14 protein-coding genes are annotated in these 11,153 nt (G+C 65.6%); 7 read left to right on the plus strand and 7 right to left on the minus strand.

The window, feature by feature from the left end; translation table 11 throughout:
- Position 1: 1 nt before the first annotated feature.
- The 7 genes from BST27_RS17000 to BST27_RS17030 all read left to right on the plus strand — a co-directional run bounded on the left by BST27_RS17000 (position 2) and on the right by BST27_RS17030 (position 7,215).
- Positions 2–673, plus strand: coding sequence for a PaaI family thioesterase (locus tag BST27_RS17000; protein ID WP_069419589.1), 672 nt, complete (start codon positions 2–4; stop codon positions 671–673).
- A 97-nt stretch (positions 674–770) separates the two neighbouring features.
- Positions 771–2,822 (plus strand): threonine--tRNA ligase, encoded by a 2,052-nt coding sequence (thrS, locus tag BST27_RS17005; RefSeq protein WP_069419682.1) that lies wholly within the window; start codon positions 771–773, stop codon positions 2,820–2,822.
- Positions 2,759–3,373 carry an ATP adenylyltransferase gene (locus BST27_RS17010; protein WP_079219914.1) on the plus strand — a complete coding sequence of 205 codons (615 nt, stop codon included), beginning with the start codon at positions 2,759–2,761 and terminating at the stop codon, positions 3,371–3,373. Before thrS ends, BST27_RS17010 begins: the two co-directional genes overlap by 64 nt.
- A complete protein-coding gene (gene pgsA / locus BST27_RS17015; RefSeq protein WP_069419588.1) occupies positions 3,370–4,038 on the plus strand; it encodes a phosphatidylinositol phosphate synthase in 669 nt (222 codons plus the stop codon). The genes BST27_RS17010 and pgsA overlap by 4 nt, the downstream gene beginning before the upstream one ends.
- 71 nt (positions 4,039–4,109) lie before the next feature.
- On the plus strand, positions 4,110–5,033 hold the full coding sequence (locus BST27_RS17020; RefSeq protein WP_069419587.1) for a phosphatidylinositol mannoside acyltransferase: 924 nt from the start codon (positions 4,110–4,112) through the stop codon (positions 5,031–5,033).
- Positions 5,033–6,157 carry a glycosyltransferase family 4 protein gene (locus BST27_RS17025; RefSeq protein WP_069419586.1) on the plus strand — a complete coding sequence of 375 codons (1,125 nt, stop codon included), beginning with the start codon at positions 5,033–5,035 and terminating at the stop codon, positions 6,155–6,157. The genes BST27_RS17020 and BST27_RS17025 overlap by 1 nt, the downstream gene beginning before the upstream one ends.
- Before the next feature lie 14 nt (positions 6,158–6,171).
- The gene (locus tag BST27_RS17030) at positions 6,172–7,215 is read left to right on the plus strand and encodes an NUDIX hydrolase (protein WP_069419680.1); all 1,044 of its coding nucleotides are present in this window, start codon (positions 6,172–6,174) and stop codon (positions 7,213–7,215) included.
- Between the two features lie 245 nt (positions 7,216–7,460).
- On the opposite strand, the gene BST27_RS17035 is transcribed toward BST27_RS17030, so the two are convergent.
- The 7 genes from BST27_RS17035 to BST27_RS17060 form a co-directional block, all read right to left on the minus strand.
- A complete protein-coding gene (locus tag BST27_RS17035; protein ID WP_069419585.1) occupies positions 7,461–7,820 on the minus strand; it encodes a hypothetical protein in 360 nt (119 codons plus the stop codon).
- A gap of 77 nt (positions 7,821–7,897) precedes the next feature.
- Positions 7,898–8,143, minus strand: coding sequence for a hypothetical protein (locus BST27_RS17040; protein WP_069419584.1), 246 nt, complete (start codon positions 8,141–8,143; stop codon positions 7,898–7,900).
- 77 nt (positions 8,144–8,220) lie between these two features.
- The gene (locus BST27_RS17045; RefSeq protein WP_069419583.1) at positions 8,221–8,508 is read right to left on the minus strand and encodes a hypothetical protein; all 288 of its coding nucleotides are present in this window, start codon (positions 8,506–8,508) and stop codon (positions 8,221–8,223) included.
- Positions 8,501–9,082 (minus strand): HNH endonuclease signature motif containing protein, encoded by a 582-nt coding sequence (locus BST27_RS17050; RefSeq protein ID WP_069419582.1) that lies wholly within the window; start codon positions 9,080–9,082, stop codon positions 8,501–8,503. Before BST27_RS17050 ends, BST27_RS17045 begins: the two co-directional genes overlap by 8 nt.
- Positions 9,079–9,249: a hypothetical protein gene (locus BST27_RS32465; RefSeq protein WP_156789267.1), complete on the minus strand. Its 171-nt coding sequence runs from the start codon at positions 9,247–9,249 to the stop codon at positions 9,079–9,081. Before BST27_RS32465 ends, BST27_RS17050 begins: the two co-directional genes overlap by 4 nt.
- Positions 9,250–9,253: 4 nt before the next feature.
- The gene (locus tag BST27_RS31410) at positions 9,254–10,003 is read right to left on the minus strand and encodes a hypothetical protein (RefSeq protein WP_139805201.1); all 750 of its coding nucleotides are present in this window, start codon (positions 10,001–10,003) and stop codon (positions 9,254–9,256) included.
- Positions 10,004–10,232: 229 nt separating this feature from the next.
- Positions 10,233–10,526 carry a hypothetical protein gene (locus BST27_RS17060; protein ID WP_069419580.1) on the minus strand — a complete coding sequence of 98 codons (294 nt, stop codon included), beginning with the start codon at positions 10,524–10,526 and terminating at the stop codon, positions 10,233–10,235.
- Positions 10,527–11,153: the final 627 nt, after the last annotated feature.

Below are 11,153 nucleotides of genomic sequence, written 5' to 3' on the forward strand. Positions count from 1 at the left end.
GGTGACCCAAGAGCAGGCATGGGAAAAAGCAGCGGCAGAGGCGCAACAGCAGACACCCCACCCCGGCGGAGGTTTCAACCCGCCCGAACCCACCACAAAGGGCGGCCCGGACTACGGCAGGTTCATCGAGGCGGTGCGCACGCTGCAGGATCATGCCCGCGCGGCCGACGCTCCCGACGAGGTGATCACCCAGGCGGCGGACATGATCGAGCAGGTGTCGGCGCTGCTCGCCCCGTTCTATGCCGACGAGTGGCAATCGCCGTCTGGACGCCGGATGGACCTGTTGGTGCGCGGCAACATCCTGACCGTGCCCATGTCGGCGAAGAAAGTGCCGACCGAGCAAGGAATGGACCGCATTGAGGGGTGGGCGCGGTTTGCCCGCTTTCATCTCGGCCGCAACGGAGCCGTGCACGGCGGGGCGCTCGGGTTGATGTTCGACACCGTGCTCGGGTTTACCGCGTCCGTGCTCACCGGCACCCCGCGCCAGCGCACCGCCTATCTCAAGGTCAACTACCGCAACATCGTGCCGATCGAGAAGAAGCTGCAGATCGCCGCCGGGATCGACCACATCGACGGCCGCAAGATCTTCGTCTCGGGTGGGTTGAGCGACGGCGACACCCTGCTGACCGAAGCCGACGCATTATTCGTGCGCCTCAAGCCGGGACAGCCGTAGAGCCCTTCGTCGGGGTCGGCCCGATAGCATGGCAACCGCCAGCCGAAGACCTTGCGAAACCTTCGCAAACACCTACTAGAACATGGAGACCGACCCGATGAGCGCCCCCGCAAAACCAGTCCCAGGATCCCCGATCAGGGTTCCTGCCGGGACTACCGCGGCCGCCGCCGTCGGCGAGGCGGGTCTGCCCCGGCGCGGCGCACCCGACGCGATAGTGGTGGTCCGCGACCCCGACGGCAAACTGCGCGACCTGAGCTGGGTGCCCGACACCGACGTCGAGGTCGTTCCGGTGCCGGCGAATACCGACGAGGGCCGCAGCGTCATCCGCCATTCCACCGCGCACGTGCTGGCCCAAGCCGTCCAGAACCTGTTTCCGCAGGCCAAGTTGGGCATCGGGCCACCCATCACCGACGGCTTTTACTACGACTTCGACGTGCCGGAGCCGTTCACGCCGGAAGATCTCGCGGCGCTGGAAAAGCGCATGCGCCAGATCATCAAGGAAGGGCAGCTGTTCGACCGGCGGGTTTACGAGTCCAAGGAGCAGGCCCGGGCCGAGCTGGCCAACGAGCCGTACAAGCTGGAACTCGTCGACGACAAATCCGGTGATGCCGAGATCATGGAGGTCGGCGGCGACGAACTGACCGCCTACGACAACCTCAATCCGCGCTCGCGCGAACGCGTTTGGGGAGACCTGTGCCGCGGGCCGCACATCCCCACCACCAAGCACATTCCGGCGTTCAAGCTCACCCGAAGCTCGGCGGCGTATTGGCGGGGCGACCAGCGCAACGCCAGCCTGCAGCGCATCTACGGAACGGCGTGGGAGTCGCAGGAGGCGCTCGACCGGCATCTCGAGCTGATCGCCGAAGCGCAGCGCCGCGACCACCGCAAGCTCGGCATCGAGCTGGACCTGTTCAGCTTTCCCGACGAAATCGGCTCCGGCTTGGCGGTTTTCCACCCCAAGGGCGGCATCATCCGGCGGGAACTGGAGGAGTACTCGAGGCGCAAGCACGAGCAGGCGGGCTACGAGTTCGTCAACACTCCGCACATCACCAAGGAGCAGCTGTACGTCACCTCGGGCCACCTGGAGTGGTACGCCGACGGGATGTACCCGCCCATGCACCTCGACGCGGAATTCAACGAGGACGGCACGGTGCGCAAGCCGGGCCAGGACTATTACCTCAAGCCGATGAACTGCCCGATGCACCATCTGATCTATCGGGCGCGGGGGCGGTCCTACCGCGAACTTCCATTGCGGCTCTTCGAGTTCGGCAGCGTTTACCGGTATGAGAAGTCGGGCGTGATCCATGGTCTGACCCGGGTCCGTGGCATGACCCAGGACGATGCTCACATCTATTGCACCCGCGAACAGATGCGTGACGAGCTCGCCTCGGTGCTGCGCTTCGTGCTCGATCTACTGGCCGACTACGGGCTCAACGACTATTACCTGGAACTGTCCACCAAGGACCCGGAAAAATACGTCGGCTCCGACGAGGTCTGGGAGGAGGCCACCGAGATCCTGCGCGAGGTCGGTGAGGCGTCCGGCCTGGAGTTGGTTCCGGACCCGGGCGGTGCCGCCTTCTATGGACCGAAGATCTCGGTGCAGGTCAAGGACGCGCTGGGGCGCAGTTGGCAGATGTCAACGCTGCAGATCGACTTCAACATGCCGGAGCGGTTCGACCTCGAATACACCGCCAGCGACGGTTCGCGTCAGCGGCCGGTGCTGATCCACCGTGCGCTGTTCGGGTCCATCGAGCGGTTCTTCGGCATTCTGACCGAGCACTACGCGGGGGCGTTCCCGGCCTGGCTGGCGCCCGTGCAGGTGGTCGGCATTCCCGTCGCCGACGAGCACGTGCCCTACCTCAAAGAGGTTGCCGCGCGGCTGCGGTCGCAGGGGGTGCGGGTCGAGGTGGACACCAGCGACGACCGGATGGCCAAGAAGATCGTGCACCACACCAACCAGCGGGTGCCGTTCATGTTGCTGGCCGGAGACCGCGACGTGCAGGCCGGCGCGGTGAGCTTCCGGTTCGGTGACCGCACGCAGATCAACGGCGTGCCCACCGAGAACGCGGTCGCGACCATCGTGAAATGGCTGGCCGACCGCGAGAACGCTGCGCCGACAGCGGAATTGGTGAAGGTGGTCGGGGCGTGACCGAGAACGGGGACACGATCTTCGACCGCGGTGTCGGCCGGCCTGACGAGCTGCAGCGGCTGTGGACGCCGTACCGGATGAACTACCTCGCCGAGGCCCCGCTGCGGCGCGACAACAGCAAGCCGGAAGAGCCGTTCACCGACATTCCCCAGATGTCCGACGAGGAAGGTCTGGTGGTTGCGCGCGGCGAACTCGTGTACGCCGTCCTCAACCTCTACCCCTACAACCCGGGGCACCTGATGGTGGTGCCGTATCGGCGGATATCGGAGCTGGAGGAACTGACGGAGGCGGAGAGCGCCGAACTGATGGCGTTCATCCAGAAGGCGATTCGCGTCATCAAGAACGTGTCGCACCCGCACGGCTTCAATGTCGGCATCAACCTGGGGACATCGGCGGGTGGGTCGCTGGCCGAACACCTGCACGTGCATGTCGTGCCCCGGTGGGGCGGTGACGCGAACTTCATCACCATCATCGGCGGGTCCAAAGTGATACCGCAGTTGCTGCGCGACACCCGTCGACTGTTGGCCGAGGAGTGGGCTAGGCAACCGTGAGTAGATTGCCCTTTCTGCGCAAGTCGTTCTTCGCCCGGGTCGCCGACCCGGTCGCGCGGGCTGCCCTGCGCACCGGATTGACGCCGGACGGCGCCACCATCATCGGCACCGTCGCCGCGGTCACGGCGGCGCTGACGCTGTTCCCGATGGGCAAACTGTTCATCGGTGGCTGTGTGCTCTGGTTCTTCACCGTGTTCGACATGCTGGACGGGGCGATGGCGCGCCAACAGGGCGGCGGCACCCGGTTCGGCTCCGTCCTGGACGCCACGTGCGACCGGATCAGCGACGGCGCGGTGTTCTGCGGTTTGTTGTGGTGGATCGCGTTCCACATGCGTGACATGCCCCTGGTGGTGGCGACGTTGATCTGTCTGGTCACCTCGCAGGTGATCTCGTACATCAAGGCGCGGGCCGAAGCGAGCGGGCTGGACGGCGGCGGCGGTCTCATCGAACGACCGGAGCGGTTGATCATCGTGCTGGCCGCGGCCGGCATCTCTCAATTCCCGTTCATCGCCTGGCCGCCTGCACTGCCGGTCGGCATGTGGCTGCTGGCGGTGGCCAGCGTCATCACCTGCGGTCAGCGATTGTGGCGGGCGCGCAGTTCAGCCGGCGCCACCGACCGCTTGCCGCTGTCCGGGCCCGGCGAGCCCGGAAAGAGTCAGTCATGACCTACACGTTTCCGGTACTGGGCCCTGGTCGGGGTCCTGATCGGGGGCTGGGTCTGCCGACGAGCCTGAAAATGCCCGGGAAGCTGCGCAGCTTCGTGACCGAACGGGCGACCGACCGGTTGTATGCGGCCGGCTGGATGGCGGTGCGGGCACTGCCAGAGTTCGCCGCGCGCAACGCGTTCGACGCCGGCGCGTGGTACGCGGCCCGCAACGGCGGCCCGGACCAGCTTCGGAAGAACTTGGCCCGTGTCATCGGGACGACGCCGGCGGGCGTGCCCGACTCGCTGATGCGGGCGTCGCTGGCGTCGTACGGCCGCTACTGGCGGGAGGCCTTCCGCCTGCCGACCATGGACCACGATGCGATCGCCCGCCACCTGGACCACGTGATTCAGGGACTGGACATTCTGGATGCGGCCCTGGCCGCCGGACGCGGTGCGATCGTGGCGCTGCCGCACAGCGGTAACTGGGACATGGCCGGGGTGTGGGTCGCCCAACGTCACGGGACGTTCACCACCGTCGCCGAGCGCCTCAAACCCGAATCGCTGTACCGCCGCTTCATCGACTACCGCGAAGGCCTCGGTTTCGAGGTGCTGCCGTTGTCCGGTGGCCCGCGACCGCCCTTCGAGGTGCTGTGCGAGCGGCTGCGCGACAACCACATCGTGTGCCTGATGGCCGAGCGTGACCTGACCCGCACCGGTGTCGAGGTGGAGTTCTTCGGCGAACCCACCCGGATGCCCGCCGGACCGGCCAAGCTGGCCGTCGAAACCGGGGCCGCGCTGTTGCCGACGCACTGTTGGTTCGAGCCCGACGGGTGGGGTTTCGAGGTCTACGCGCCGCTGGACTGCAGCAGCGGTGACGTCGGCGCGATCACCCAGGCGATGGCCGACCAGTTCGCCGTCAACATCGCCGCCCATCCCGAGGATTGGCACATGATGCAGCCGCAGTGGCTGTCGGACCTCTCTGAGGCTAAGCAGGCCCGGTTGAAGGAAGCTTGATGCGGATCGGAATGGTCTGCCCCTACTCGTTCGACGTGCCGGGCGGGGTGCAGGCCCACGTTCTGCAGCTGGCCGAGGTCATGCGCAGCCGCGGCCACGAGGTCAGCGTGCTGGCGCCGGTGTCGCCGCACACCTCGCTGCCCGACTACGTCGTCTCCGCCGGCAAGGCCATCCCCATTCCCTACAACGGCTCGGTCGCCCGGCTGCGGTTCGGCCCGGCGACCCACCGCAAGGTCAAGAAATGGCTGCTGGAAGGCGATTTCGACGTGCTGCACCTGCACGAGCCGAACGCGCCGAGCCTGTCGATGCTGGCCCTGAACATCGCCGAGGGGCCGATCGTGGCGACCTTCCACACCTCGACCACCAAATCGCTGACACTGACGGTGTTCGGCGGCATCCTGCGGCCGATGCACGAGAAGATCGTCGGCCGGATCGCGGTGTCCGACCTGGCCCGGCGCTGGCAGATGGAAGCGCTGGGCTCCGACGCGGTGGAGATTCCCAACGGGGTCGACGTCGATGCGTTCGCCTCGGCGTCGCCGCTGGAAGGGTATCCGCGAGCGGGTAAGACGGTGCTGTTCCTGGGCCGCTACGACGAGCCGCGCAAAGGCATGACGGTGTTGCTGGAGGCCATGCCCACGGTGGTAGAACGCTTCCCGGACGTGCAGCTGCTGATCGTCGGGCGCGGCGACGAGGACGAATTGCGGCGCCAAGCAAGCGGTTTCGTTGAGCACGTGCGCTTCCTCGGGCAGGTCGACGATGCGGGCAAGGCGTCGGCGATGCGCAGCGCGGACGTCTACTGCGCGCCCAACACCGGCGGTGAAAGCTTCGGCATCGTGCTGGTTGAGGCGATGGCCGCAGGCACCCCGGTGGTAGCCAGCGACCTGGACGCCTTCCGGCGCGTACTGCGCGACGGGGAGTGCGGTTGCCTGGTGACCGTCGACGACGGTGCCGCGTTGGCTCAAGGCCTGATCACCGTGCTGGAAGACGAGGCTTTGCGAGAACGCTACGTGGCGGCGGCGTCCGAGGCGGTGCGCCGCTACGACTGGTCGGTGGTGGCCACCCAGATCACCCGGGTGTACGAGACGGTCGCCGGCTCGGGCACCAAGGTTCAGGTAGCCAGCTAGTGACGTCGGCCACGATCGCCCTCATCGGCGTCGCATTGGTGCTGTTCGTGCTGCTGGCGGGCTTCGGCGCATGGAGTTATCAGACGGCCAACCGGCTGAACCGGCTGAATGTGCGCTACGACCTGTCCTGGCAGGCACTGGACAGCGCCCTGGCACGCCGCGCGGTGGTGGCGCGGGCGGTGGCGATCGACGCGTACGGCGGCGGCGCCAACGCCAGCTCGGACGGGCGGCGCTTGGCGGCGTTGGCCGATGCCGCCGAACGCGCGCCCCGGCACCTGCGCGAGGCCGCCGAGAACGAGCTTTCGGCCGCGCTGGCGATGGTGGATCCGGCGAAGCTGCCGTCGGCGCTGATCGCGGAACTTGCCGACGCCGAGGCGCGGGTGCTGCTCGCGCGTCGCTTTCACAACGACGCTGTCCGCGACACCCTCGCGCTGGGCGCGCGTCCGCTGGTGCGCAAGCTGCACCTCGGTGGAACCGCAACGCTGCCCAGCTACTTTGAGATCGCCGAGCGTCCGCACGGCTTGGCGCACGGTGACCGGGGAGCGCTGAACCATCGCCGGTCGGCGCGGGTGGTGCTGCTTGACGAGACCGGCGCCGTGCTGTTGCTGTCCGGTTCGGATCCGGCGATCACGGACGGCAGCGCGCCGAAGTGGTGGTTCACCGTCGGCGGGGAAGTGCGTGAGGGCGAGGAGTTGGCCGAGGCCGCCGCTCGTGAGCTGGCCGAAGAAACGGGTCTGCAGGTGAATCCGGCGGACCTGATCGGACCCGTCTGGCGGCGTGACGAGGTCTTCGAGTTCAACGGGTCGCTGATCGACAGCGACGAGTTCTACCTGGTGTACCGCACTCGGCGGTTCGAGCCGTCCATCGCGGGGCGTACCGAGCTGGAACGCCGGTACATCCACGGCGCTCGCTGGTGCAACCCGGACGACATCGCGGCCTTGGTCGCGGCCGGTGAACTGGTGTACCCGCAGCAACTCGGCGAGCTGTTGCCCGAGGCGAACAAACTGGCCGACGATTCGGTCGGGCGTGACGTGGTCATACCGCAGCCGATTCGCTGAGTTCAGGGCAACCGCTGTCCGTCGTTTCGCGCACTAGTTCCGCGGAATGGTCAACGAAGGTCGCGGTGGAAGCAAATACGAACGCCACCAAGCCAACTCGCGATTGCTGAACGGCCGCTCGGGCCGGGCGCAGTGGCGGTGGGCGCGCTTGAGCGCGAGCGCGGGGCGTCGGAAGAATCCGATTGGGAGCAATGTCGTTGTGCTCCAGTCGAACCCTTTGACCCTCAGGGGTTGAAACCGCCCTGTTAAAAGGGTGGTGGTTCGTCGTCGGGGTCTGGCGGTGGGCCTTGTTCGGCTTTGCCGGTGGATCCGATGGTGCGGGTTTTGGCGCGGGCGTCGTGGTTGCGTTTGCGTTCGGCCTTGATGCGTGCGGCCCGGTCTTGGGCGCGGGTGCGGCGTCGGCGGGGCATCATCGCGCTGCGCTGGCCGCAGTAGTCATCGGCGGTGTCGACTTCGGGACAGGGCATGCCGCCCACCGCGCCGCACAGGCTGGGGAACAACAACGCACTGCCCGGGGTGGTGACGTGGGTGTCCCCGCCCGGGGAGGTCAGGATGAGGGTGCCGTCGGCGAGTTGCTTCTCGGTCCAGCCGACGAACGTTTTCACCAAATGGTGTTTGCCATTTTGCAAAATACATTTAAAGGGTTGATAGCACTTGCATCGGGTGGCGGCTTGGTGAGTGACTACGACTTCGCCAGGTCACCAGCTTCCAACGCCGTCCAAGTCCTGGTGAGGCCGGTGTGGCACTTGGGCGTGAGGCCGATGTCTGTGCCCTCCGGGCAACTGCCTTCGCAATCCGGAACGAAGATTGCCGTGAGCTTGCTCGTCCCGACGCGGAAGGCGTCGGCGAACCACCAATTGACTGCGCCACCACATCGAGGACACTCCCGCTCCCAACTGGTGTGATCAATTCCCATGTACTGCGGCATGCACACAGGGTATGCAGGGGCAGCCGACCGTGTCGATGCCACCCGAATCGACGAGGGTGGAATGGCCTTGGTGCGGGCTACGCCTCGGTGTCGTTGATCTGGTTGAGCGCGCTGCTGTCCAGAAATCCCTGAAGGGTAAGTTCGCCCTCATCATCGCGAAGGAGTCCTGCCGACTCGCAACTATGGGCGAACTCAAGCCCAAGTTGGGTTGCGGCGAGCAGCACGCTGGCCCCGCGTGCGGACTCTGCGACTGTCCGCAGCACGTTCGCGACGGATTCGTGATCTCCGGCGTGCAGTGCCGCGTATAGCCGCCGCGCAGTGGCGAAGTCTTGGGAAATCTGTGTCAGGTCTCGATGGTCAGGCATTGTGTTCGTCCTTCATTTTGTGGCGATCTAGCTGGCAGGGGCGCTGCCGCGCGTTACGGATGCGGTCTTCAACGTTCTGCGCGTGCGTGCCCCACGCCAGGTTCTCCGCCGCGCAGTTCTCCGGCACGTCATCGAGGTGCCGGGCAACCTGCCCAGGTGGGCGCCGGCCGCTGAACGCCTCGCACACCATCTGGTGTACATACCGCTTGACGCCGTTGACGTTCACACGCAAGTAGTGATGCGAGGTGTCGAGGGCAAGCAGCCGCGCCACTCTGCCCCGGTCCGAGACGATGTGGTCGTCGAGTTCGAACGCGGGCATCCACTGCTCGGATATCTTGACGCCGAGGCGGTTCCGAATTACCAGGCGGCACTCGGCGCAGATCCCGCTGATGTTGTTGGGCAGCAAGCGCGTTCGGCACAGATCGCATATCAGCGACCCACAACCGCTCCCGGCCACCACCACGTCAGGGATCCTGCGCTGGTCAGCGAGCGGACGAATCCGCTGCCATGCCAACATCTCTGGCTCCTCGTCCCCGACGAGGCGCTCCCCGTACCGGTCGTAACGGCCGCTCATGGGGTCTCCATCCACGAGGCCACGTCGATCAGCCGCTGGCCCAGTTTGGCCGCGTTGGACGGCGTTAGTCGTAGCACATGGCTCCCCAGGCCGTCCTCGATGGCGATGAGCATGATGTGCCCGTCAGGGGTCGGGTCGACCTCAACGTGGCCTGGACGAATTTTCAACGCGTCACCCATCGCGTCGACCGAGGCTCATCGCCCAATGTCTGCCGCACAGCGATCCGGGCGAATCCGGGACGGCGGGTTGGTCGCAGTCTGGACGTGAACACCGTGGCGCGTCAGGATCGGCAACGACGTCCGCATCAATCACGTTTTGTGATATCGGTAGCGCCTTCCGCTGTTCGCGGGGTCGTTGCTGATCGCGGAAGAAAAGGCCCGCGAATGGGCTGTCGGGTGAACTGCCAGGAACGATGCTCGCACCCTGCTCTTTTGACCCTGTTCCATTTAGCCCTGTATGTACACCCTGTAGGGTCTGCCTTTCCGCTGGTAAGCGGTTGTTTGGATATGTGTTGGACGTACCTAATTCGGCCTCACGGCGTACATATTCTGGTCCTGTCCGCGCACCCATTTTTTCGTCGCCGCGTACTTCCTTCTTCGAAGATGTGCCTCTGGGCGTACGTATTTCCGGAAAGGCGAGTTGGTGGGTGTCGGCCTGGTGCCAGCCGCGCCCGCGCGGGCGCTTGCTAGCCAGCTTGAGGTAATCAAGCTCGCGACCACGACGCAGTGCATCGCCTACCGTCTGCCTGCGTTTGTGCAGTTTGTCGGCCACCGTCGACTGTCGAACGCAGAACAAGACGTCGCGACCACGCACATACTGGTTCGCGATGTAAATCAGGATGCGCGCCTGAGCGTCACTCAGCCTGCTGTCCTCGGCCACACGCGCCATCCAGGCGAACTTTGGATAGCCGTCGCCGCTCATGGCTGCGCCCACGTCGACTGTCCGAGTGGTGCTGTGGAACCGGCCTCAGCAGAGTTGGTGTTGGTCGGCGCCGAATTCACCTGCGGGGTTGCAGAACTTCCGGGGGAATCACCCACATGCTCGAAGATGGTTGCCAGCCTCTGCTGCTGATATCTGCTCAGCGGCGGTGCGTTAGCTATTTGTCGCCGGATCCACGCCTGTTGGTCAGGCGGCAAATCTGCGAACCGCTTCACAGGCGGCCGGCTTCGATGGCGCGTGCGGCTTCCTTCGCTGCCAACTCGGCGTCGATCGCGTCAGCCTCGATGACCAGCGCTTCGGCCTGTTCGCGTAGCCGGATAGCTTTGTAACGTCTCCTTGCTTCGCGACCGGACAGAGCGAGGTTTTCGTAGTATGTCTTCTGGTCCGCAGCGATCTGCTCGCGCTGGTCGGGGTTGAGTTCTTTGTAGTCGCAGCCGTACCGCTTGCGGGCTAAGCGGTTGGGGTTCCCTGCCCCGTACTTCAGCTGCGGATCCTGCGTCTCCATCGTTAGGTCTCCGTGGCCGCTCCCGGCCGGGGTCACTGGCGCAAATGGCAACGGGTTTGCCAAGCGCAACCCTTACCCTACTAGCAGCTACGTGACTAAATCCAGCTAAATATGTTGTTGTACAACATGTTTCGCAGCACGCTGCAAAGCTTGCGATGTGAATGCGCTGGTGCCGTTGCTGCACAAAGCCATTCGCCCACAGCGCGCTGGTGTGCTTCACGGGAAAGAGACCACCGGTACAGTTTTTCTGTTACCCCCACCCCCGCCCGCCTGGCCGCAATTCGGCTGTACGCGATGCTGCCGCCAGAACCCACGGTGGCCGCTATGCCACTGCTCCCCAACGGGTTTCATGCCGCTGCAGCCAACATGGCCGACACAACCTGCATCGGGTGGTTGAGCTTGAGCCCGCCGCCGCGACGGCCTACCATCAGGGAAGACGTGGTGAGATGAGTTGCACCGTTCCGCGCGACGCTCTGTCAACCAACTCCTCACCAACCGGCACGGTCCCGCGCAGGCGTCTCGGCAATCACCACCCCCCATCAGTCCGCTCACTGAACCGCCCCGGTGAGTTCGGAGACTTTCTGATTTGAGACCTCAGCCGGCGGCTGGTCTCCGGCGTTGAGCGTA

It is taken from the genome of Mycobacterium intermedium, assembly GCF_002086275.1.
Taxonomy (GTDB): Bacteria; Actinomycetota; Actinomycetes; order Mycobacteriales; family Mycobacteriaceae; genus Mycobacterium; species Mycobacterium intermedium.